Genomic DNA, 22,600 nt, shown 5'->3' with positions numbered 1-22,600 from the left:
CGCAAACCACCAGCCCCGTCACCGCCCAAGCCACGATCCGAAACGGAACACGACTCAAGTGGCGACGGGAGAACTCAAAACCGGCTCACTAGGAAGAGCGGCGCAGGGGGAGCGTGCCGGGAGCGGCGGGCTGGTGATTTCGGGGGGACGCGGCTATTGACCCCGGGGGACGGTGCGGCGGGGCTGGGCCGGAGGCCCCGGCGTCCGGGGCCCGACCGGCCGGCGACCGTAAGACGGCCCAGCCTGGACACCGCGTCCCCGGACCCGGCCCTGCGCCCCGACCCGCTCCCGGCCCTCCCACTCCTCCCGCTCCCTCTCCCGCCTGGCCGCCCGGCGGGCCATCAGCCGGAGCTTGCGTACCGTCACGATGAGCCCGGCGACGAGCGTGCCGCCGTACAGCCAGCCCGCCTGCATGGCGAGGGCGGTGACCAGGGCCATCAGATGCCCGCCGACACCGCCCTCACCGTCGGGGAGCAGCGGCAGACCGGCCGCGAAGGCGATCGGAACGACGACGGGAGCGCTTGCCAGGTCGCCGCGCCGCACCCATACCGCAGTCAATGCGCTGACCAGCAGAAACAGCACTCCGTACAGGGTGGGGGACGCGCCGAACAGCAGCCGGTCGAGGCAGGCGAGCACGAGCATCGTCACTCCGCAGAACAACCCACAGCCCAGGTCGGTGAGGCGTGGGTTCGGCATCCGGCGCACGGCCCGCGTGACGCTCCGCACGGCTTGGACCGACGGCGGTACGGGCCCGCGCGCGACCGGAGCACGACGAGGCACGCCCGCGCCGGGAACCCGGGCCCCTCTGCCCGCCTGCGGCGGAAGAGGAGGGGTACCGCGCTGCGGCCCGGTCCGAGGGGGATACGTCCTTTGCTGCTGCTCCACTCGACCAACTTAGGTCGGTTAATGTGCCGAATGGGTTCAGAGACACGCCGTTGAGCGGACGTTGGCCAAGCGTTCGATACCTTGCCGGGCCGGGCGTCGGCACGCCGTAAACTGGGGGACCGGCCGGCCCTCCGGCCGCTGGGGCAGGATCCGCCGGACAGGCCTCAGGCCCTGCCGCTCCAGCCCCCGGCCGCCTGGCCCTTCTACGTACGGGAAGTCGCAAACGTGTCGCTCACGATCGGAATCGTCGGTCTGCCCAACGTCGGCAAGTCGACCATGTTCAACGCCCTGACCAAGAACGACGTGCTGGCGGCCAACTACCCGTTCGCCACGATCGAGCCGAACGTCGGCGTGGTCGGTGTCCCGGACGCGCGCCTCGCGAAGCTGGCCGAGATCTTCGGCTCGCAGAAGATCCTTCCGGCGACCGTCGACTTCGTCGACATCGCGGGCATCGTGAAGGGCGCCTCGGAGGGCGAGGGGCTGGGCAACAAGTTCCTCGCGAACATCCGTGAGTCCGACGCGATCTGCCAGGTCATCCGCGCCTTCCAGGACGAGAACGTCGTGCATGTCGACGGCAAGGTCTCGCCGAAGGACGACATCGAGACGATCAACACCGAGCTGATCCTCGCGGACCTCCAGACGATCGAGAAGGTTTTGCCGCGCCTCCAGCGGGAGTCGCGCATCAAGAAGGACATCGGGCCGAAGGTCGCGGCGGTCGAGGCGGCGAAGGAGATCCTGGAGAAGGGCGACACCCTGTTCTCCGCGGGCATCGTCCAGGGCTCCGGCAACGAGGAACTCCTCCACGACCTGCATCTCCTCACCACCAAGCCCTTCCTCTACGTCTTCAACGTCGACGAGGACGAACTGGTCGACGAAGACTTCAAGGCCGAGCAGCGCGCCCTGGTCGCCCCCGCCGAGGCGATCTTCCTCAACGCCAAGCTGGAGGCGGACCTCGCCGAGCTCGACGAGGAGGAAGCGATGGAGCTCCTGGAGTCGGTGGGCGTCGAGGAACCCGGCATGGCGACCCTGGCCCGAGTCGGCTTCGACACCCTCGGCCTGCAGACCTACCTCACGGCCGGCCCCAAGGAATCCCGCGCCTGGACCATCAAGAAGGGCGCCACCGCCCCCGAGGCCGCCGGTGTCATCCACACCGACTTCCAGAAGGGCTTCATCAAGGCCGAGGTCATCTCCTTCGCCGACCTCGTCGAAACCGGCTCCGTCGCCGAGGCCCGCGCCAAGGGCAAGGCCCGCATGGAGGGCAAGGACTACGTGATGCAGGACGGGGACGTCGTCGAGTTCCGCTTCAACGTTTAGCGCTCGCCATATCGCCACGTCGCTGATCTAGCAAACATGCAGGTCGCAGGGGGGTCGACCTTTCGGGGTTGGCCCCCAGTTATTTCCCGTGCTGGGATGGTGCTGGGATATCTGACCCGCCGTCACCTGTCATCATCCCTGGTCATCCCTACCGTGCTGGGATTGTGTTGGGAAGAGATGAGAGAGCCCGTGCTGGGTCGTGCACTGTCCATAGCCCAGTGGTAGGTAGTACAGGGGCGAACGACCTTCCCCCCACGCCTTCTTCACTACTCCGAAGCAGAAGCAGCTCTGCACCCGCCCAACGTTATCCATGCTGCTGGCCGAGAAGGCGAAGTCGTCGGGCCTGAAGGCTTTCCATGGCACATCATGCGGAGCGTGTGGCGATCCTTGTCCTCCTTGTAGCGTGTGCGCGATGCGCTACTTGCCAAGCTGTAGCGGCGCATTGAAGGGCCACGGAGCCCGCTGGCTGCGGGAGCGGCTTGCCGTCAGGTAGGACTGCCGGGGTTCCCTGGAGCCCCGAGCCTTCCTGTTCCAGCACGGGCCGTTCCGGGCAGGCGGCCCCCTGGGATTCGCTGCGAGCGGCCGGACCAGCCTTCGGGGCAGCGCACGGCGCAGCGCATCTGGGTGCTCAGTCCACCCCGTGGCACCATTGCGTCTCGTCGGCTAGCGAGGGCAACGGGCGATCTTCGGAAGCCGTGACGAGCTTAAGAGCCGATCAAGTGCCGGCACCCCATCGTGGTAGAGCGGTGGACCAGAAGAACCTGGCAAAAGTCGACGTAGGGCACGGGTTGCGACATCGGTCAGTGTCTCTCCGATCTCCGGCCCGAGCGAGAGGTCGAGACTTCCGGCCAGATGTACTTGCCGATCGTCCCACTCATCCGTGTACTCGGTGAGGAAATCCACAACCACGGATTGCCGCCGCCCCAGAAGGAGCAACTCGCAGGCATGCACGACGTCGCGAAGATCGAAGATGAGCCGGGCGCTCATCCATGAAGGTCCGAGCTCGGGTTCCTCACAGCTGATGACGAGCTCGTCGGCGTCGGGACTCTCGGCGGCGACACCCAGTTGGAGGCCGCCGCGTATCGGGAATCCCTCGACCGCCCGCTGTTCTTGCTCACCGTGAACGAGAGACCACCAGGGAATCGCAGCCCATGTGCCATGGTTCATCTTATATTCTTCGAAGGGCGTGAAGACTTGAGAGCGCTTCAGCAGGTGCTTGCTGAAGGTGGCAAGGCAGCCGTCCTGGAAGTGCTCGTCTGCTGTGCGCTCGCGTAGCAAGCCGTACTCGATGGCGCTCATACTTTCGATCGCTAGTGCGATGTCCTTCAACTGCTCTTCGATGATTTCCGCCGCGCGTACAAGGGCAGCACGGGAGTTATGGCCCGCTGGTGCCAGATCGAGGTACTGAGCGAGGGTCCGCTGGGCTACCTTGCACCGGATGAGATCGCCACCGAGGCGAACCAAGTGGCTGGCCTTGAGCGTGCTCCACGGGCGAGTGGACATCCAGTGTTTCCATGCACGGTCGCCCCCACCACGCTCTCCGAGCATCATTGCTGTGACGGTGCCGACGCGAGGATCCGGCTCGGCCCTTCAGCTTCTCCCAAAGGTCGGGATAAGCAACCAGTGGGAGGGGCGGCAGCGAGGAGTGCGCGCTCAGGACACGGGTGTCCGCGGTGTCCCAAAGCTCGCTGAGTTCCCGCTCCACGCGCGGACGAGGCATCGTACGGCTTCGATGGGCAGCCCAGTATTCGCTCAGCAGCATGTACGTACTCTCTGGCGTCCACGGAAATAGTCCCAGACCGCCCAGGGGCGGAACGCTGTTGGCCGGCCCGTCTGTTTCGTATCCGAACTGGACCTCGGCGATGAGTTCGGAGAGTTCGTCAGTGTTGGGGCACGGCGTGGCGAAGACTCCGCTTGAGGAGAGCATGCCGCTGATGGTCGTCGTGCTTTTCCCTGGGCGAGTTGGACGGCGATTCGCGCCACCAGCAGGGAGCGGATGAGCGCCGGATCGCCGAACTCGGGGCGGAGCTGGTCGCCGACCCCGCGGGTTGGGCCGACAAAGGTAGTCTACTAACGCACATGTTACTAACATTCTCGTTAGTGTCATCCGTGGAGGTCGACCGTGGCGAATTTCGTAGGCCGTCGGCAGGAGCTGGCGACATTGGAGCGAGAGCTGCAGAAGGTGGCGGCAGGGGTTGGAGGGGAGCGGCCCGGTCGGTGCGTGATGTTGCGTGGGCGGCGACGGGTGGGCAAGTCGCGACTGGTCGAGCGGTTTGCGGAGCGCTCCGGAGCCCCGTTCCTGTTCTACGCAGCGACTGGTGCGTCCCCCAGGGATGATCTGGCACGGTTGGCCCGGGACGCCCAAGCGTCGACGCTGCCGTTGGCGGGGCTGGTGGCCGCCGCGCGGCCGGAGAGCTGGGACGCCGCGTTCGATGTGCTGGCTGCGGCGCTGCCCGCCGACCGGGCGAGCGTGCTGGTCATCGACGAGGTGCCGTATCTGATGGACGTCGCGGGCGCCTTTGAGGGGATGCTGCAACGGGCCTGGGACCGGGCGCTGGAGACCAAGCCGGTGCTGCTGGTCCTCATCGGCTCCGATCTGTCGATGATGGAGGCACTGAACAGCTACGGACGCCCCTTCCATCAGCGCGGCCGGGAGATGGTGCTGGGACCGCTCAACCCCGCCGAGGTGGGGCAGATGCTTGGGCTGGATCCGGCGGAAGCCTTCGACGCTGCACTGGTCACCGGCGGGCTACCGCTGATCTGCGCGGAGTGGCCGCGCGGCGCAGGGCTGTGGGACTTCCTCGGCGAGGCGCTGAGCGATCCGGTCTCGGCCCTGCTGGTGTCGGCCGAGCGCGCGCTGGCTGCCGAATTCCCCCCGCAGGCCCAGGCGCGTACGGTACTGGCGGCTATCGGCAGTGGCGAGCGGACCTTCACCAACATCGCCCGTGCAGCCGGCGGAATCGGGGCCACGCCCCTGCAACGAGCGCTGGAGCTGCTTACGGAAAAGCGGATCGTCGCTGCGGAGCTGCCCGTATCGCTGCGTCCGTCGAAGGATCGCCGCTACCGGGTGACAGATCCCTACCTGCGGTTTTGGCTGCACCTGCTCGGCCCGTCCATGGAGGAGATCGAGCGGGGGCGGGGCGATCTGACCTCGGCGCGTATCCGGGAGAACTGGACCAGCTGGCGCGGCCGAGCCGTCGAGCCCCTTGTCCGCGAGGCCCTGGCGCGGATACTGCCCGATGACAGGCTGCCCGCGGCCCCCGCAGTGGGCGGCTACTGGACGCGTACCAACGACGTCGAGATCGATATCGTCGGGGCGGACCGCGCACCCATTGCCAAGGAGCTGCTCTTTGTGGGCTCCATCAAGTGGCTGGAGCAGTCACCCTTCGACCGGCACGACCTGGCAGCTCTCCATCGCCACCGGGCCGCCCTCACCGGCGAACCCGTTCCAGTCGTGGCGGTCTCGCGCAGCGGCGTCGACTGTCCGGGCCTCGATGCCACCTACAACCCTGGCGATTTGCTGACCGCTTGGCCGCTGTGAGCGGTGGATTGCAGACGCGGTACGGGAGTTGGCGAGCGCGATCAGGCGGCAGACACCTCGGTGCTCGCGATCGTGCTGTGCGACGGCCTTCGGCCAGTGAGGTTTGCTCCCGCCACCCTTAACCGTCCCTCCCGCCACCCTTAACCGTCCCTCTCCCACCCTTAACCGTCCCTCTCCCACCCTTAACCGTCCCTCTCCCACCCTTAACCGTCCCTCTCCCACTCTCGGCTTCGCTCGAGCGGGGGGACCCCCGTCCAGGGGCTCGCCTTCGACCCCGCCCGCGCGCGCCCGCGACCGCCACGGGGTTCCGCCCCGGGCCCGCCAGGGGCGCTGCGCCCCGGGGGTCCAGGGGTCCTGCGTCCCCTGCCCCCGCTGGTTCTTCGGACCTTCGCCAGTTCTGGCCCCCCGCCGAGCCCTGGGGCTGGAGGCGCGGCCGGGCGCGAACGACCGGCCCCTCAGCTCCCCGCCGGCCCCGTCTTCAACCCCGCCCCGCACAACGGCACCACTGCCGTACGCGACCCAAGCGCCCCCTCCCGTACGGCCGCCCAGCAGGCCACGCCCGTGGACTCGACGTACAGCCCGCGGGAGGCCAGGTCGTGTTGGGCGTGGCGGATCTGGTCCTCCGTCACGGTGAGGAAGGCGCCGTCGGAGCCGCGGACGGCGCGGAGGATCTGGCGGGCTCGGGGTGGGTGGGGGATGGCGATGCCCTCGGCGAAGGTGGGGGCCATGGGGGTGGTCCCGATGAGGTCGTCGGAGCCCTCGGTCCAGGCGTGGGCCAGGGGCGCGACGGCGGCGGACTGGACGGCGTAGAGGGCGGGGCGGCGGTCGATGAGGCCCGCCGCGTGCAGTTCGGCGACGGCGAGGGCCGCGCCCAGCAGCAGCGTGCCGTTGCCGACGGGGACGACGAGCACCTCGGGCAGGCGGCCGCCGAGGTCCTCCCACAGTTCGTGGACGTAGGTCTTGGTGCCGTGCAGGAAATAGGGGTTGTAGACGTGCGAGGCGTAGAAGACGCCGTCCGCGTCCGCCGCCTCGCGGGCCGCCCGGGCCGTGGCCTCGCGGTCGCCGTCGACGATGTGGAGCTGCGCGCCGTGTGCCCCGATCTGTTCCAGCTTCTTGGCCGACGTGCCGGCCGGGACGTACACCGTGCAGGGCAGGCCCGCCCGGGCGCAGTACGCGGCGACCGCCGTGCCCGCGTTGCCGCTGCTGTCGGCGACCACCCTCCGGGGCCCGAGCCGCAGGGCCAGCTCGGCGAGGAGCACGGCGCCGCGGTCCTTGAAGGAGAGCGTCGGCATCAGGAAGTCGAGCTTGGCCTGGATGCCGTCCTTCAGTTCGACGAGCGGGGTCCGGCCCTCACCCAGGGAGATCGTGGGCGCAGCCAGGGGGAGGCATTCCGCGTAGCGCCAGAGCGAGTTCACGCGGCCGGTCAGGGACTTGAGCGGTGCCGGTGTGGGCGCGAAGTCCAGGTCCAGGGGGCCGCGGCAGGCCGGGCAGCACCAGGCGGGGGAGGCGGCGGGGACGCGCGTGCCGTCCGTCGGGCAGAAGCGATCCGGCAGAGGGGTCATGAGCGAAGGGTAGTTGGGGCGGTCGGGGTGGCTGGGGTTGTTGGTGACGGTGCGTCATGGCGGGTGGGGTGGGCGGCGCACTTCTGACAGCGAGCTGATCAACCATGGGGAAGGCGCCCGGTGCCGTATCCCGCCCCGTTCTCTGTCCCGCCCCGCCCGGCGTGTCGCCCACCCCCATCGCCCGCTTACCATGCGTCCAGCCGTACGTCAGTTCCCACTCTGCTCGGCGCAAGGAGCACCTGCACCCGTGGCCACACCCCCGCCTTTCGGGCCCCAGCCACCTCACGGTGGTGGCCCGTTCCCGCCCCCGGGGCAGCCGCCGGCCGTGGCCGGGCAGCCGTATCCGCACCAGGCGCCTCCTCAGTCCTGGGGTCAGGACTGGGGGCAGCCGTATCCCGCGTTGCGGCCGCCCCCGCCCGTCAACGGGTTCGCGATCGCCGCGCTCGTCCTCGGGGTGCTGTGCTTCCTGCCGGGCGTCGGGCTGTTGCTGGGGATCGTCGCGCTGGTGCAGATCCGCAAGAAGGGGGAGCGCGGCAAGGGCATGGCGGTGGCCGGAATCGTGCTCTCGACGATCGGCGCGCTGCTGATGACGCTCGCGTTCACCACGGGCGGGGCGCGCGACGCGTGGGACGGCTTCCGCGACGCGGCGAGCGGCGCGGGTGGCACCTTCTCGGTGGCCAGGGGCGAGTGCTTCGACTCGCGGAGCGGTTCCCTGGAGGGGTACGCGTACGACGTCGACGTCGTGCCGTGCGACCGTGAGCACGACGCGGAGGTGTTCGCCAACTTCTCGATGCCGGAGGGCGCCTACCCGGGCGACGGCGCGGTCACCGACGCCGCCGACGACCAGTGCTACGCGCGCTCGGAGATGTACGCGATGGACACCTGGGCGCTCCCGGCCGATGTCGACGTCTACTACTTCACGCCCACTCCGCAGAGCTGGCGGTACGGCGACCGTGTGATCACCTGCATGTTCGGCAACGTCGACCCCGAGGGCAGTCTGACGGGCTCGCTGAGACAGGACGAGACGACCCTCGACGGCGACCAGTTCGCCTTCCTGGAGGCCGACGCGATCCTGAACGCCGCCTTCGACGGGGTGCCCGACACGGAGTACGTCGAGGACGACCTCACCGGGCACAAGGTGTGGGCGTCGCAGGTGGTCCAGGCCCTGGACCAGCAGACGTACGCGTTGCGCGGGCACGACTGGGAGCCCTCGGCCGCGCAGGCGGTCACCGACTACGCGGATGCCCTGGACCAGGCGCGCGAGGAGTGGGAGGCGGCGAACAAGGCGAGCGACGCCGAGGACTTCACCGACCACTGGGACAAGGCGCACCGGTTGACCGACGGCTCGAAGGCGGTCACCGCGCGCGAGGCTCTGGGGCTGGCCACCGAGTCGCCGACGTATGACGACGAGGACGCCGACGGGGACACCGGCGAGGGCGGCGGAGAGGACGGCTCGGGCGCGGAGGTGTGACGGCACCCATAGTGGGGAGAAAGTGCCTGCGTAAAGCCCTCACCGGACACCTGTCATCACATCGAGTGATTCTCTGGCCTTTGCTTGCCTGGCCCAACCCACGGTTGCCACGCTGTTGCTGTCTGTACATCCAGTTGGGAGCGGCCAGTGACTTTCGGTGAGCAGCCGGCGTACTTGCGTGTCGCGGGTGATCTCCGCAGGAAGATCGTGAACGGTTCGCTGCCGCCGCACACCCGTCTCCCTTCTCAGGCCCGTATTCGCGAGGAGTACGGCGTTTCGGACACGGTCGCCCTGGAGGCCCGCAAGGTGCTCATGGCCGAGGGGTTGGTGGAAGGTCGCTCCGGTTCGGGCACGTATGTGCGAGAGCGGCCGGTGCCGCGGCGGGTCGCCCGCTCCGGGTTCCGGCCCGCCGGCGGCGCCACGCCCTTCCGGCAGGAGCAGACCGAAGCCGGGGCGCGCGGCACCTGGGAGTCGCGCAGCGAGCAGGTCGAGGCGGGCCGGACGATCGCCGAGCGGCTCGCGATCCAGCCTGGCGACCGTGTGATGTGCACCAGGTACACCTTCCGGGACGCGGGGGAGGCGATGATGCTCTCCACCTCCTGGGAGCCCCTCGCCGTCACCGGCCGCACACCCGTGATGCTCCCCGAGGAGGGGCCTCTCGGGGGCATGGGCGTCGTCGAGCGCATGGCCGCCATCGACGTCGTCGTAGACAACGTCACCGAGGAGGTCGGCGCCCGCCCCGGCCTCGCCGAGGAACTGCTCGCCCTCGGGGGCGTTCCCGGGCATGTCGTCCTGGTCGTCCATCGCACGTACTTCGCCTCCGGCCGTCCGGTGGAGACGGCGGACGTGGTGGTCCCGGCGGACCGGTACCAGGTGGCATACCACCTGCCGGTGAAGTGAGTTCGGAAGCGGTTGGTGCCGGCGGGTCAGTGCTGACGGGCTGGTGCCGACTGTCGGGTGCCGAGTGGGGTGTCGGCGGGAGAGGGCGGTGGGACGTGCGGTGGTGGGGCGGGTGTGGCTCGTGCTGGTGAAGTGGGTTCGAGGTGCCGCTCGTTGGGGAAACCGGCTGATTCCGTGTGTACGGGACGGTGGCGCGGGCATGGGTCAAGTGGCCTTTGCCGGAGGGAAGTTGAAGCTGTCGAAATCTCGGGGATTCGTCCGAACGTAGTTCGAATTCGGTCGTTCTTGCCGCCGGGTCGTCATGGCGCCCGGCAGCGGCTCGGCTCGTACGAACGGCGCTGGATCGCTGCTCGTTGGAGCGCTGGGGGGCGCGCGGGTAGTGATCGACGGCGCGTTCGACGGGGTGCGCCCCCCTCATCTTGGCTGGTTGCGTACCTCTTTGTGAAAAGACAGATTCGCTGCGTGAAGGTTAGGCGTACGCTCGGGCATATGCGGAATGCGGTTTCCTTAGGTGGCGGGGCGCGGTGGTATCCGGGGGTGGGACCTGGGCGATCCGGGGCGGGAAGGAGCGGTGGGGGTCGATGAACGACGGCACGATCACTCTTCCCTGGCTCGTCATCAGGCAGGACGACAACGGCAATCGCTACCGGGTGGGCAGGTATGCGACGCGCGCCGAGGCCCAGAAGATCGCGGACGGCCTCGACAGCCGTGGCCACAAGCAGCTGTACTGGGTCGAACGCGTCGGGCAGAACGGCCAGAACGGGCAGAGTGGGAGCAACTGATTCGCCCCGCCCGTCGCCCGTGTCCGCTCCCGTAGGCTCCCGCGCATGACCGAACCGATCGTGGTGGTGGGAGCCGCTCTGCTGAGCGACGGGCGACTCCTCGCCGCGCGCCGCAGCGCACCGCCTGAGCTGGCCGGCCGCTGGGAACTGCCTGGCGGCAAGGTGGAGCCCGGTGAGCCTCCCGAGCAGGCGCTCGTGCGTGAGCTGCGGGAAGAGCTTGGTGTCGAGGCGAAGTCCGCGGAGCGGGTCCCCGGTGAGTGGGTGGTGCGGCCGGGCTATGTGTTGCGGGTCTGGATCGCGCATTTGCTGTCCGGTGAGCCTCGGCCGCTGGAGGACCATGACGAGCTGCGTTGGCTGACCGCGGACGAGGTGTGGGATGTCGACTGGCTGGACCAGGATGTGCCGGCGGTGATGGAGGCGGCGCGGGTGGCTTGGGGTGACGGGGGCTGAGTGTCGCCCCGGGGGCGTGATGTGCCGCCGGGTGTGTGGGACTTTCTCGCCCCCGCCGCCCCTACCCGTCCATCCCAGGGGTGCTGCCCCTTCGTGTCCGCTCCCCAGGGGTGCTGCCCCTTCGTGCCCCTTCGCTTCGGCCGGACCCTTGGGCGCTCCCCCTTCCCCTTCCCTCCCGGGCGGACCCTTGGGCGCTCCCCCTCCCCTCCCAGGCGGTCCCTCGCGGGCTGCCGCCCCCAGGCCCCGCGGAGAAGTGGGGTGGGTTTTCGGCTGCAGTTGAGCGCGGCTGGTCACGCAGTTCCCCGCGCCCCTTTCGGGGCCCGTGTTCGGAAGCCGTGATGGATGGGCCCCTTTTGTGAAGCGCGGCCCTCTCGTCGCCGGTGCGGTGCGCCCCCTACGCCGTTCGTGCCACAGTGCGCCCTCATGCGCGGTACTCCGGGATGGATATCGGGTATGTGCCCATTAACCCCATGAAACCGGACAGGGTCTGCTTCTGGACTGGGAAGTGATCGGCGTGATCGACAGCGGAGACGACTGCGCCGAGTGGACCTTTCCGGCGGAGCCGGGGGCGGTGCGGGACGCTCGCGCGGTGGTGCGGGCGCAACTGCGTGAGTGGGGGCTCGGTGTGCTCGGGGACATCACCGTCTTGTTGGTGAGCGAACTGGTGACCAACGCGCTGCGGCATGCGACGGGGCCCATCGGGGTGCGGCTCGTACGTCCCGCCGACCCCTCGGGCACTCTCCTGGTCGAGGTCTCCGACCCGCTGCCCGATCCGCCCCGCGAGCGCGCGGCCGATGTCGACGACGAGAGCGGCCGGGGTCTGCAGTTGGTGGCCTGCTCCTCGCGAGCCTGGGGTACCCGCCCCGGGGAGGCGGGTAAGACGGTCTGGTTCGAGCTGGCGGTTCCCGGCTGAGCGACCCTGTCGACGTACGGGGCGAAGGTCCTGGTGCACGGCGGGAGTCCACGGCGTACGGTCCGGGGGTGGGGGCGGCTCCCCGGGGCGTGTGTGCGACCGACTGGTTCAAGCCAGTAGCGCTGGCTGGAGTCTTTGATTCGATGGGCCACCGCCTGGTTAGAAGACTTGGGAGTAGGTTCCGGCCGGTCCAAAAACGATCGGGACCGTGCTGTGATCGTGAACACCGTGTTGTGCGGCGCCGTAGTGCTGGATACTGCGGGCAGCCGCCCCTGGTGACCGAAGCCGGACGCGGTGAGCTGGAGGGGACGGTTCGCGTGAGCGAGATACCAGCGAAGGCCACGGAGTCCACGGAGTCCACGGACCCGTCGGACCGCGCGAGGCCCGAGGCCGCAGACGATTTCGGCCTGGGCGGAGCCATTCGCTACAGCGGGGCCGCACGCGACAGGACGGGCGACCACCCGACGGGCGATGCGTCCGAGGGGCGAGCGTCCGAGAGCCGAAGTTCAGATGATCGAACGTCTGAGAGTCGAACGCCGGGCAGGCGGGCGTCTGGCGGGCGGGTGCCGGGCGGTCGTATGTCCGGGAGTCGTGCGGCAGCTGGGGCGGAGGGTGATGCCGCGCGTGTCGGCGATGCCGCCGGATCCGCCGGTGCAGCGGGTGTCATGGCCGGTCATGGGGCCGGAGACTCGATGTGGCAGACCAGCCCGCCAGGGTCCATGTACGACTACATCAAGGTCGCTTCGTTCTCGATCGGTTCTGACGGGCTCGTCGACCAGTGGAGTCTGCGTGCCGAGCAGCTGTTCGGCATATCGGCGGAGCGCGCTGTCGGGATGGACCCGATCGAGGCGTTCGTCGACCCCGACCGGCGTGAAGAGGGCCAGCGGAAGATGGCCGAGGTCCTCGACGGCCGGGAGTGGACCGGGGTGGTCCCCTTCCGTGTGCCGGGTCCCAAGGGGGTGGAGGGGCTCGCCGAGGTCTATGTGATGCCCACCACCGTGGAGGGCGGCGAACGGGCCGCCGTGTGCATCGTCGTGGACGTCCGGACCCTGCGCCGGATTGAGACCGACCTTGCCGCTTCGCAGGCGATTTTCGGCCAATCTCCGTTCGGGTTCCTTCTGATAGACGCCGATCTTCGGGTGAGGCGCGCCAACCAGCGCTTCGCCTCCATCTACGGCGGCGAGGTCGACGACCACCGCGGCCGGGGCGTCCATGACTATCTGCAGTCCCCGGAGGCGGAGCGGGTCGAGGCGACCCTGCGCCGGGTCATGGAGACCGGCGACTCGATCACGGACATGCACATCACGGGCTTCGTGCCCGGCTCCGAAGAGCGCCGCCACTGGTCCATCAACCTCTACCGCGTACACAGCGGCACCGGCCGCCCCATCGGCATCGCCTGGCTCGGCACGGACATCACGGCCCGCCGCTCCGCCGCCCGCGAGGCGGCGGCCGCCCGCCGCAACCTCGCCCTCCTCAACGAGGCCGGCTCGCGCATCGGCAACTCCCTCGACCTGGAGACCACCGCCCGCGAACTCCTCGACGTCGTCGTCCCAGGCTTCTGCGACCTCGCCACCGTCGACCTCTACCAAGGCCTCCTGGTGGGCGACGAGACCCCACCCGGACTCGCCGACGGCAGCGCCGAACTGCGCCGGGTCGCCTTCGCCAGCGCCGTCTCCGACGCGCCCTTCGTCGGCGGACCCGCCCCCGTGCGCGTCGGCGCGGTCCACCACTACCCGTTCAACTCGCCCTGCGCGGACGCCCTGCGCACCGCCCGCCCCCAGCAGGTGCCCGAGGAGGGCAGCCTGATCCAGTCGACGCTCGCCGTGCCGATGGTCGCGCACGACACCGTCGTGGGACTCGTGCAGTTCTCGCGCACGAAGGGCAGTGAGCCGTTCGGCGAACGCGACCGGGGCCTCGCCGTCGAGCTGGCCGCGCGTGCCGCCGTCTGTATCGACAACGCGCGCCTCTATCGCCGCGAGCACGAGCGCGCCCTCATCCTGCAGCGCTCCCTGCTGCCGCCGGGCGACCCCGAGGCCTCCGGGCTCGACATCGCCTGCCGCTATCTGCCGGGCAACGCGGCCACCGAGGTCGGCGGCGACTGGTTCGACGTCATCGAACTCCCCGGCCACCGCACGGCACTCGTCGTCGGTGACGTGATGGGCCGCGGACTGCGGGCAGCGGTGGCAATGGGCGAACTTCGCACGGCTGTTCGCACGTTGGCCCTGTTGGACCTCGAACCCGCCGAGGTCCTCTCGGCACTCGACGAGATCGCCCGTGGCCTCGGTACCCCCGGCGGTGGCCAGTCGGCCTCCCGCACGTCCGCCAGCCGGCCCCGCGACAAGGACCTCTCCGAGGTCTACCTCGCCACCTGCGTCTACGCCGTCTACGACTCCGTGACCCGCCGCTGCACCTTCGCCAACGCGGGACATCTGCCCCCGGTGCTGGTCGAACCGGGTGAGAGCGCGCTGATGCTCGACGTGCCGCCCGGCATGCCGCTCGGCGTCGGCGGCGAGCCGTTCGAGGAGGTGGAGGTCGAACTACCCGAAGGCGCGCTGTTGGCGCTCTACACGGATGGACTGGTCGAATCCCGTCACCACCCCCTCGACGAGGGCCTCCAGGCGTTCGTCGGAGCGCTCACGGACCCCGCCCAGCCGCCGACCGCGCTGCGCGCCGACACGCCCCGGTCGCTCGAGGACGTCTGCGACCACGTCCTCAACACCCTCGACACCCACCACGGCGAGGACGACATCGCGCTGCTGATGGCCCGTGTCCAGGGGCTGCCGGAGGACTCCGTCGGCGACTGGACCCTGCCGCGCGAGCCGCGCAGCGTGGGCCGCGCCCGTGAGTACGCCCGCGGCCGACTGCAGGCCTGGGACCTGGAGCCGCTTGTCGACACGGCGGAACTGCTGGTCAGCGAGCTGGTCACCAACGCCCTGCGCTACGGCGAGGGTGAGATACGGCTCCGGCTCCTCCTCGACAGAACGCTCGTCTGCGAGGTGTGGGACGCCGGCCTCGTCCAGCCCCGTCGGCGCCGCGCCCGCGACACCGACGAGGGGGGACGCGGGCTCCAGCTGGTCGGGCTGCTCTCCGCGGCGTGGGGCTCCCGCCGGACGCCGCGGGGTAAGACCGTGTGGTTCGAACTGCCGCTGCCGGGTGGGGAGCACGGGCTGACAGATCCGGCGGAGGCGTTGTTGAGTCTGTTCTAGGGCGCGGTGGTTCTTCGTCCGGTGCGTCTGAGTCGTCTCTCGGCTACGGCTGCGGCTGCGGCTGTCTGGTGGGCGGGCGGGCGACAAGCCGTCGCGGAGGGGCGGTCGCGGTTGCTCCCGGACTGCTGGTGCGTTGTGGCTGGTAGTGCAGACCCCCGCGCCCCTGAGGAGCGCGCGGGGGCGGGAGTTGTGTCAGAACTGGCCGCCTGCTGTTCTGCGGGCGCGGGTTGCCGTTCCGCCGAAGCAGGCGGGGCCCCGTAGGTCGGCCCGGCCGGCGCCGTCGGGGGGCTCGCCGAGGATGATGCCGCCCAGGAGGGCGCCGGCCAGGCCGTCGCCGACGGGGCCGCCGTACGGGTTGCCGTACGCCCGTACGTCCTGCTCGGCCAGGTGCCGGGCCTCCTGGGCGAGGGCGTGGGCACGCTCGGCATGCGGGGCGTCGGCGCTCCCGAAGTCGCCGACCTCGCCGACCTCGCCGAAGTCGCTGGGCTCGCCGAAGTCGCTGGGCTCGCTGGGCTCGCTGGGCTCGCCGGGCTCGCCGGTCCCGATCCCGGCCGCGGTCCCAGTCCCGGTCCCGGCCCCATCGCCGGTCGTCGTCGGGGAGGCCGTACCGGTCTGCGTCAAGTGTCGTTCCGCCTCTGCGAGTCGGGTCCTGGCCTTCGCCCCCACCGCCCCACGATGGGTGGTGAGGAAGTCCGCTGCGGCGGCCACGGCGCTGCGGGCCGGGAGGAGCCAGCGGCTCTGGCGGCGGAGGGCGTCGAGGGGGTCGTCGTACGGGCCGGTGAAGGGGACGCCCTGCTTCGCGATCCCGGTGGCGCGCGCCAGCTCGGCGGCGAGCCGCTCCACCCCGGTCACGAACACGTCCGCCTGGTCGATCGCACCCTCGGCTGCGCGTAGGTGTACGGCCGCGGTGTCCAGGTCGCCCGGGTAGGCGGACTGGCGGGCCCGGTTCAGTTCGGTGGTGGCGAAGACCAGACGGTCCTTGGCCTGCTCGACATGGCCGGTGACGGGGAGGGAGGCGGCCGGGGCGTAGCCGTCGCGGAGGGCGGTGAGGGTGGTGGTCGCGGTCGCCGTACGGCCGGTCAGCTCACGGAAGCGGGCCTCCGCGCACTCCAGGGCGGGAGTGATGTTCCGTTCCAGGGCCCGGAGTTGATCGAAGGCGGGCGTCGCCGTGTCGAGCCGCCGCTGCGCCCTCGTACACCGGGTGAGGATCTCCTCCAGCAGCCCGCGTTCCTCGTCGGGCGACAGGACGCCGCTCTCCTCGTCCAGCCGCTGACCCGACCGGAAGGCCACGGCCAGCTCACCCCGCGCATCCGCCAGCGCCTCCACGAACGGTTGCACCGCGTCCCGCCCCGCGGGCGTCTCCGCGAAGGCCTTGGCCGGGTCGAGCGCGACCGGCCCCGCCGAGCGCGGCCCGACCGATTCAGCCCTCGCCTCCCCCGCCTCCCCCGCCGCCCTCTCCGCGCGCGGCTCGGCGCCGCTGTGGTCGGCGGGGTTCACTGTGGATGGCTCGGCGTCGTCGTGGCTCGCCGGGCTTTCCCCGTGCGATTCGGCGTTTTCGCGACCTGCCGCTCTCCTCGGGTGCGGCTGGGGGTCGCTGTGGCCGGTGGGGCTCGCTGTGGGTGGCTCGGTTGCGTCGTGGCCGTCCGGGCTTTCCGCGTGCGGCTCGGCGTCTTCGTGGTCCGTCGGCCCTTCCGTGAGCGGCTCGGCGGTCCTCCGGCCCGGTCGGGCCGCCGCGAAGCGGAGTTCCTCGGTGCTCGTGCGGACGCTGTCGTCGGTCTCGACGAGGAGCCGCTGGGCCCGGCGGTGAAGGTCGGGCAGCGGGGTGGTCGGCGGTTCGAAGGTGCCGGTCGGGGTCGTGCGCAGCTGGGCACGGCGTCGGCGTCGTACGAGCGAGTACGCGGCCACGGCGACAGCCGTACCCGCGGCGGCCACCGGCAGGATCAGATCCGCACCGGAGGCCTCGCCGACAGCCGGAGCCGCCCCGCCGACAGCGGGATCCACGAACCGCGCGTCGACGGCCGGGGGCGCGAGCGGCGCCGCGTCGACCGGGCCCATGGGCCGGCCGCCGACGCCCGGGGTCACGAACTGCGTGCCGACCACCGGAGTCACGGGTCGCTCGCCGATGGCCGGGACCGCGGACCGCCCGGGGCGGACCGGACCTGCCGTCCGGCTGCCCACAGCCGGGGCCACGGGCGGCTCGCCGTCGACCTGCGTCACGGGCTGTCCGCCGACGGTCGGCCCCATGACCGGCCCGCCCTCGGCCCTGACCACGGACCGCTCATGGGCGTGCCGGCCTGTGGCCTGCCCCTCGGCTGTCTCCGTCGCCGTGGGGAGCAGGAGCCAGGCCATGGCTGCCAGCCCCCCGAACGCGGTGTGGGCCAGGCGCACGCCTATGTGCGACGTGGCGCCCCGCGCTCGGCTATTTCTCAGACGCGACGTCACATTTGGGAGCGTATGGCCGGTGTCGCGCCGTCGCGAGTGGGGCGGGGCGGAGTGGGGGAGGCGAGGCTGGTGCCGGTGGCGAGGGCATGCCATGATCGCCTCGTTCACGAGGGGGAGGCGGGACATGCTGACGAACATCGGGATCGGGTGCCTCGCGGCGGTCATGGTGGCCACGGTCGTGTTCGGCGTCGTCGCGATCCGGACGGGGTGGATGTTGCCGTGGCTGCGGCGCAGAACGCTGCGGCCGGTGCTGTGGGGCTACGCGACGCTCGCCGGCAGCGCGGGGCTGTGCCTGTGGTGCGTCGGCATGACGGCTGAACGCGCGGACGTCTTCGGTCTCGCGGGCCTGGTCCTGATCGCCACGAACACGGTGCTGTCGTACCTCGCGACCCGCCCCGGCCCCGTCACCACCCCGTGACGACCCCGCGCGTGTGACGACCCCGCGCGTGTGACGACCCCGCGCGTGTGACGACCCCGCGCCTGCCCCTCACCGTCACCGATCCGGAGCCCCAGGCCCGTGCCGCCGCAGGCCCGGCCCGGCACCTCACCGAGGTCTCGCGGTTGCGCGGCGGCAGCAAGAAGATGTGTACCGGCTCACCTTCGACGACGACGGCACGGCGGTCGCGTACGTCTGGTCCCCGGACGAGGACTACGAGCAGCACGGCGGGGACGGGAAGGACACCGACGCCCCCGACCCGCGCCACCCCCTCTCGCACGCCTCCGGCATCGAACTGTTCACCGGCGCCCACGCCCGGCTCGGCCGGCTCGCCCGGCTCGGCGTCCGCATCCCGCGTCTGCTGCTCGCCGACCGCACCGGCCGCCACCTCCCGGCGGACGCGGCCGTCGTCCCGGACCGGCACTTCATGCGGGCGATCGCCGAGCACAGCATCGGGCGGACTCTCGACATCCTCGGGACCTCATCCCGTTGAGGAACGCCTCCTGATCTTCGAGCCCAGCCACACCAGCGGGTCGTACTTGCGGTCGACGGCACGTTCCTTGAGGGGGATCAGCGCGTTGTCCGTGATCTTGATGCCCTCGGGGCACACCTCCGTGCAGCACTTGGTGATGTTGCAGTAGCCGAGGCCGTGTTCGTCCTGGGCCGTCTTCTTGCGGTCCAGGCCGGTGTCCTCCGCCGCGTCCAGCGGGTGCATGTCCAGTTCCGCGACGCGCATCAGGAAGCGCGGGCCCGCGAAGGCCGGCTTGTTCTCCTCGTGGTCGCGGACGACATGGCAGGTGTCCTGGCAGAGAAAGCACTCGATGCACTTCCGGAACTCCTGCGGGCGGTCCACGTCCTCCTGCATCATGCGGTACTCGCCGGGGCCGAGCTTCTCCGGCGGTACGAAGGCCGGGACCTCGCGCGCCTTCGCGTAGTTGAAGTTGACGTCCGTGACCAGGTCACGGATCACCGGGAAGGCCCGCAGCGGCGTGACGGTGATCGTCTCGTCCCGCTCGAACACCGACATCCGGGTCATGCACAACAGCCGGGGACGGCCGTTGATCTCGGCGGAACACGAACCGCACTTGCCCGCCTTGCAGTTCCAGCGGACGGCGAGGTCGGGGGCCTGGGTCGCCTGGAGGCGGTGGACGATGTCGAGGACGACCTCACCCTCGTTCACCTCGACCTTGAAATCCTCCAGACCGCCGCCCCGCACATCGCCCCGCCACACCTTGAAGCTGGCCTCGTAGCCGCTCATGACCGCGGCTCCTCGTAGCTGCTCACTCGTACAGCTCCTCTTCGGTGAGGTACTTGACCAGCTCCTCCTTGTCGAAGAGGGCGAGCAGGTCGGGACGGATGGCTTCGGTGGTCTCACGGGTGAGGGCGATCTGGCCGACGACCGCGTTCGTGGCCGCCAGGCCGCCCGTCGGATCGGCGAGCCGGCACAGCAGGTTGATACGGCGCCAGTCGCGGTCCATCGTCGGATGGTCCTCGCGGGTGTGGCCGCCGCGCGACTCGGTGCGCTCCAGCGCGGCCCGTGCCACGCACTCGCTGACCAGCAACATGTTCCGCAGGTCGAGGGCGAGATGCCAGCCGGGGTTGAACTGCCGGTGCCCCTCCACACCCGCCCGGCGCGCCCGCACCCGCAGGTCGGCCAGCTTCTCCAGTGCCTGCTCCATCTCACCCTCGCGGCGGATGATGCCGACCAGGTCGTTCATGGCCTGCTGCAGCTCCTGGTGGAGGGTGTACGGGTTCTCCGGCGGCCGGCCGGCCTCCAGGCCCGGCACCGGGCCCTCGGCTGAGAACGGCCGCAGCGCCTCGGCGGCGGCCGTGTCGACCTCGACGTCGTCCACCGGGGGCCGTGCCCCGGTCAGTCCCGCCGCGTACCCGGACGCGTGCTGTCCCGCCCGGCGGCCGAACACCAGCAGGTCGGAGAGGGAGTTGCCGCCCAGCCGGTTGGAGCCGTGCATACCGCCGGCCACCTCACCGGCCGCGAACAGGCCCGGCACGCCGCGTGCCGCCGCCGTGTCCGACTCGACCGCGATGCCGCCCATCACGTAGTGACAGGTGGGCCCGACCTCCATCGCCTCCGCCGTGATGTCGACGTCCGCCAGCTCCTTGAACTGGTGGTACATGGAGGGGAGTCGACGGCGGATGGTCTCCGCCGGCATCCGCGTGGACACGTCCAGGAAGACCCCGCCGTGAGGCGAGCCCCGGCCCGCCTTCACCTCGGAGTTGATGGCTCGCGCGACCTCGTCGCGCGGGAGCAGTTCGGGCGGGCGCCGGTTGTGGTCCGGGTCCTCGTACCAGCGGTCGCCCTCCTCCTCGGACTGCGCGTACTTCTCCTTGAACACGTCCGGGATGTAGTCGAACATGAACCGCTTGCCCTCGGAGTTCCTGAGCACCCCGCCGTCACCGCGCACCGACTCCGTGACGAGGATGCCCTTGACCGACGGCGGCCAGACCATGCCCGTCGGATGGAACTGCACGAACTCCATGTTCAGCAGCGGCGCTCCGGCCAGCAGGGCGAGGGCGTGCCCGTCGCCCGTGTACTCCCACGAGTTCGACGTCACCTTGAAGGACTTGCCGATGCCACCGGTGGAGATGACGACGGCGGGCGCTTCGAGGACGAAGAATCGGCCCGACTCGCGCTCGTAGCCGAAGACGCCGGAGACGCGGTTGCCGTTCTTCAGGACCCGGGTGACCGTGCACTCCTGGAAGACCTTCAGCCGGGACTCGTAGTCACCGGTCTCCTTGTGGTCCTGCTGCTGGAGCGCGACGATCTTCTGCTGGAGGGTGCGGATCAGCTCCAGGCCCGTACGGTCGCCGACGTGGGCGAGGCGCGGGTACTCGTGGCCGCCGAAGTTGCGCTGCGAGATGCGGCCGTCCTTCGTACGGTCGAAGAGGGCGCCCCAGGTCTCCAGCTCCCATACCCGGTCGGGGGCCTCGCGCGCGTGCAGCTCGGCCATCCGCCACTGGTTGAGGAACTTGCCGCCGCGCATGGTGTCACGGAAGTGGACCTGCCAGTTGTCACCGGAGTTGACGTTGCCCATGGCGGCCGCGATGCCGCCCTCGGCCATCACCGTGTGGGCCTTGCCGAACAGGGACTTGCAGATCACGGCCGTACGGGCGCCGCGCTCCCGGGCCTCGATCGCGGCGCGCAGTCCGGCGCCGCCGGCGCCGATCACGACGACGTCCCACTCCTGTCGCTCGACCACGGACATCAGAACAACCTCGGATCGTCGAAGGCGCCGGACGCGACCAGGTACACATAGAAGTCGGAGAGCGCCACGCTCACCAACGAGGCCCAGGCGAGCAGCATGTGACGAGCATTCAGCTTGCCGACCCACTGCCACATCCGGTAGCGCACGGGATGCTTGGAGAAGTGCTTGAGCTTGCCGCCGACGATGTGCCGGCACGAGTGGCAGGAGAGGGTGTACGCCCAGATCAGCACGATGTTGACCAGGAACACGAGGGTGCCCAGGCCCATGTGGCCCCACTCGTAGTTCTCGTCGCGGAAGGCCAGGACCGTGTCGTAGGTGAGGATGCCGGCGACGAGCAGGGCGGCGTAGAAGAAGTACCGGTGGAGGTTCTGCAGGATCAGCGGGAACCGGGTCTCGCCCGAGTACTTCTTGTGCGGCTCGGCCACCGCGCAGGCGGGCGGGGAGGCCCAGAAGCCGCGGTAGTAGGCCTTGCGGTAGTAGTAGCAGGTCAGGCGGAAGCCGAGCGGGAAGATCAGGATGATGATCGCCGGTGAGATGCCCCACCAGCCGCCGAAGATCTCCCAGTTGGGGCCGCCGTGCATGGGCTCGCAGCGTTCCGCCAGACAGGGCGAGTAGAACGGCGAGACGTACGGGGCCGCGTAGTAGTGCTCGTCCGCGAAGGCCCGCCATGTCGAGTACACGATGAAGGCCAGCAGTCCGGCGGCCGTGGCGGCGGGGGCCAACCACCAGCGGTCGGTGCGCAGATGCGGGGCGGAGATCGCGGCGCGCGTACGGGTCCGCACGCCGCCGCGCTGTGGATGGGGTTCTGTTGCCGGTGGTTCCGTACCAGTGGCCAACGGGGGACTCCCGGTCGGGTTCTTGGCGTCTTGGATTCTCGGGGATCGGGGATCGGGGATCGGGGATCGGGATCGGGTTTTTGGGGTGTCGGGTTTTTGGGATGGTCGGTTACGGCGGTCAGGGTGCGCGGCGGTCGCGGGCGCCGAGACCTTCGTCGTCCGAGTCCGTCCACAGGGAGGTGTCGTACGGGGTGTCGGGGATGGGGACCAGGTCGGGGCGGCGCGGCTTCGCCAGGCCGGGGGCGGCCTCACCGAGCAACGCGATGCTCTCGCGCAGGTGGTCGGCGTCGGTTCGGACGCGGCGTATCTCCAGGCCGCCGCCGCCGAGTTGCTGTTCCAGGCGACGTACGGACCGGGTCAGTTCGTCCAGGCAGCGCCGGACTGACGTCAAGTCGTCGTGCACGGACATGACTTGCCCTCGCTTTCACGGGGTGGTGGCCCCAAGGCGGCAACGTTCATGCGCCTGCGAGTGTCGCGCGTCACACCTGTCGGTGGGAAGCGGTGTGCGGCGTTCTTTTACGCCGGGGGAGCTCGGGGGGTTCAATTGTTCGGCCGGTGACGGTGCGTTGTGGTTGCCCGCGCAGTTCCCCGCGCCCCCAAAAACCCGGGCGCGGCCCATGCCGTCAAGGGGCGCGGGG

General features: G+C 70.3%; 18 protein-coding genes. 10 read left to right on the top strand and 8 right to left on the bottom strand.

Features of this window, described 5'->3' with window-relative positions:
• Positions 1-153: 153 nt before the first annotated feature.
• Entirely contained in the window at positions 154-696 is a 543-nt protein-coding gene (locus tag ACFU53_RS34625; protein ID WP_384001574.1) for a DUF6542 domain-containing protein, read from the bottom strand.
• A 414-nt stretch (positions 697-1,110) separates the two neighbouring features.
• Between ACFU53_RS34625 and ychF the strand changes: the two genes are divergently transcribed.
• Positions 1,111-2,199, top strand: coding sequence for a redox-regulated ATPase YchF (ychF, locus tag ACFU53_RS34620; protein WP_384001571.1), 1,089 nt, complete (start codon positions 1,111-1,113; stop codon positions 2,197-2,199).
• Positions 2,200-2,862: 663 nt separating this feature from the next.
• On the opposite strand, the gene ACFU53_RS34615 is transcribed toward ychF, so the two are convergent.
• Positions 2,863-3,750, bottom strand: coding sequence for a hypothetical protein (locus ACFU53_RS34615; protein ID WP_384001568.1), 888 nt, complete (start codon positions 3,748-3,750; stop codon positions 2,863-2,865).
• A 571-nt stretch (positions 3,751-4,321) separates the two neighbouring features.
• Between ACFU53_RS34615 and ACFU53_RS34610 the strand changes: the two genes are divergently transcribed.
• Complete coding sequence (locus tag ACFU53_RS34610) at positions 4,322-5,740, top strand: ATP-binding protein (protein WP_384001566.1); 1,419 nt, start codon at positions 4,322-4,324, stop codon at positions 5,738-5,740.
• Positions 5,741-6,195: 455 nt separating this feature from the next.
• On the opposite strand, the gene ACFU53_RS34605 is transcribed toward ACFU53_RS34610, so the two are convergent.
• On the bottom strand, positions 6,196-7,302 hold the full coding sequence (locus ACFU53_RS34605; protein ID WP_384001562.1) for a threonine synthase: 1,107 nt from the start codon (positions 7,300-7,302) through the stop codon (positions 6,196-6,198).
• A gap of 247 nt (positions 7,303-7,549) precedes the next feature.
• Between ACFU53_RS34605 and ACFU53_RS34600 the strand changes: the two genes are divergently transcribed.
• From ACFU53_RS34600 to ACFU53_RS34575, 6 genes are all read left to right on the top strand, one after another.
• Complete coding sequence (locus ACFU53_RS34600; protein ID WP_384001559.1) at positions 7,550-8,773, top strand: DUF4190 domain-containing protein; 1,224 nt, start codon at positions 7,550-7,552, stop codon at positions 8,771-8,773.
• A gap of 147 nt (positions 8,774-8,920) precedes the next feature.
• Positions 8,921-9,673, top strand: a complete 753-nt coding sequence (locus ACFU53_RS34595) for a GntR family transcriptional regulator (RefSeq protein WP_384001556.1) — start codon at positions 8,921-8,923, stop codon at positions 9,671-9,673.
• Positions 9,674-10,254: 581 nt separating this feature from the next.
• Positions 10,255-10,455, top strand: a complete 201-nt coding sequence (locus ACFU53_RS34590) for an SPOR domain-containing protein (protein ID WP_384001553.1) — start codon at positions 10,255-10,257, stop codon at positions 10,453-10,455.
• A gap of 45 nt (positions 10,456-10,500) precedes the next feature.
• Positions 10,501-10,905, top strand: a complete 405-nt coding sequence (locus ACFU53_RS34585; RefSeq protein WP_384001550.1) for a (deoxy)nucleoside triphosphate pyrophosphohydrolase — start codon at positions 10,501-10,503, stop codon at positions 10,903-10,905.
• Between the two features lie 505 nt (positions 10,906-11,410).
• A complete protein-coding gene (locus tag ACFU53_RS34580; protein WP_384001547.1) occupies positions 11,411-11,818 on the top strand; it encodes an ATP-binding protein in 408 nt (135 codons plus the stop codon).
• A gap of 275 nt (positions 11,819-12,093) precedes the next feature.
• Positions 12,094-15,024 (top strand): SpoIIE family protein phosphatase, encoded by a 2,931-nt coding sequence (locus ACFU53_RS34575; RefSeq protein ID WP_384001545.1) that lies wholly within the window; start codon positions 12,094-12,096, stop codon positions 15,022-15,024.
• 192 nt (positions 15,025-15,216) lie between these two features.
• On the opposite strand, the gene ACFU53_RS34570 is transcribed toward ACFU53_RS34575, so the two are convergent.
• Positions 15,217-17,079 carry a hypothetical protein gene (locus ACFU53_RS34570; RefSeq protein ID WP_384001577.1) on the bottom strand — a complete coding sequence of 621 codons (1,863 nt, stop codon included), beginning with the start codon at positions 17,077-17,079 and terminating at the stop codon, positions 15,217-15,219.
• Between the two features lie 511 nt (positions 17,080-17,590).
• Here ACFU53_RS34570 and ACFU53_RS34565 point away from each other — a divergent pair.
• Positions 17,591-17,884, top strand: a complete 294-nt coding sequence (locus tag ACFU53_RS34565; protein WP_384001543.1) for a hypothetical protein — start codon at positions 17,591-17,593, stop codon at positions 17,882-17,884.
• Between the two features lie 166 nt (positions 17,885-18,050).
• Positions 18,051-18,395 (top strand): hypothetical protein, encoded by a 345-nt coding sequence (locus ACFU53_RS34560; protein WP_384001540.1) that lies wholly within the window; start codon positions 18,051-18,053, stop codon positions 18,393-18,395.
• Here ACFU53_RS34560 and ACFU53_RS34555 read toward each other — a convergent pair.
• The 4 genes from ACFU53_RS34555 to ACFU53_RS34540 all read right to left on the bottom strand — a co-directional run bounded on the left by ACFU53_RS34555 (position 18,384) and on the right by ACFU53_RS34540 (position 22,371).
• A complete protein-coding gene (locus tag ACFU53_RS34555; RefSeq protein ID WP_384001537.1) occupies positions 18,384-19,160 on the bottom strand; it encodes a succinate dehydrogenase/fumarate reductase iron-sulfur subunit in 777 nt (258 codons plus the stop codon). The genes ACFU53_RS34560 and ACFU53_RS34555 overlap by 12 nt on opposite strands.
• A gap of 22 nt (positions 19,161-19,182) precedes the next feature.
• Positions 19,183-21,126 carry a fumarate reductase/succinate dehydrogenase flavoprotein subunit gene (locus tag ACFU53_RS34550; RefSeq protein ID WP_384001535.1) on the bottom strand — a complete coding sequence of 648 codons (1,944 nt, stop codon included), beginning with the start codon at positions 21,124-21,126 and terminating at the stop codon, positions 19,183-19,185.
• The gene (locus tag ACFU53_RS34545) at positions 21,126-21,962 is read right to left on the bottom strand and encodes a hypothetical protein (protein ID WP_384001532.1); all 837 of its coding nucleotides are present in this window, start codon (positions 21,960-21,962) and stop codon (positions 21,126-21,128) included. Before ACFU53_RS34545 ends, ACFU53_RS34550 begins: the two co-directional genes overlap by 1 nt.
• 118 nt (positions 21,963-22,080) lie before the next feature.
• Positions 22,081-22,371, bottom strand: a complete 291-nt coding sequence (locus ACFU53_RS34540) for a hypothetical protein (protein ID WP_384001529.1) — start codon at positions 22,369-22,371, stop codon at positions 22,081-22,083.
• Between the last annotated feature and the right edge of the window lie 229 nt (positions 22,372-22,600).

It is taken from the genome of Streptomyces sp. NPDC057474 (assembly GCF_042802555.1).
In the GTDB taxonomy this organism is placed as follows: domain Bacteria; phylum Actinomycetota; class Actinomycetes; order Streptomycetales; family Streptomycetaceae; genus Streptomyces.
This window is presented reverse-complemented; position numbering and strand designations above follow the sequence as displayed.

Bases quoted from the DNA above. Each gene is read 5' to 3' on its own strand.
- ACFU53_RS34625 (WP_384001574.1), bottom strand. From the start codon at position 696: ATGCCGAACCCACGCCTCACCGACCTGGGCTGTGGGTTGTTCTGCGGA.
- ACFU53_RS34615 (WP_384001568.1), bottom strand. From the start codon at position 3,750: ATGATGCTCGGAGAGCGTGGTGGGGGCGACCGTGCATGGAAACACTGG.
- ACFU53_RS34605 (WP_384001562.1), bottom strand. From the start codon at position 7,302: ATGACCCCTCTGCCGGATCGCTTCTGCCCGACGGACGGCACGCGCGTC.
- ACFU53_RS34590 (WP_384001553.1), top strand. From the start codon at position 10,255: ATGAACGACGGCACGATCACTCTTCCCTGGCTCGTCATCAGGCAGGAC.
- ACFU53_RS34585 (WP_384001550.1), top strand. From the start codon at position 10,501: ATGACCGAACCGATCGTGGTGGTGGGAGCCGCTCTGCTGAGCGACGGG.
- ACFU53_RS34570 (WP_384001577.1), bottom strand. From the start codon at position 17,079: ATGGGCCCGGTCGACGCGGCGCCGCTCGCGCCCCCGGCCGTCGACGCG.
- ACFU53_RS34565 (WP_384001543.1), top strand. From the start codon at position 17,591: ATGCTGACGAACATCGGGATCGGGTGCCTCGCGGCGGTCATGGTGGCC.
- ACFU53_RS34555 (WP_384001537.1), bottom strand. From the start codon at position 19,160: ATGAGCGGCTACGAGGCCAGCTTCAAGGTGTGGCGGGGCGATGTGCGG.
- ACFU53_RS34550 (WP_384001535.1), bottom strand. From the start codon at position 21,126: ATGTCCGTGGTCGAGCGACAGGAGTGGGACGTCGTCGTGATCGGCGCC.
- ACFU53_RS34540 (WP_384001529.1), bottom strand. From the start codon at position 22,371: ATGTCCGTGCACGACGACTTGACGTCAGTCCGGCGCTGCCTGGACGAA.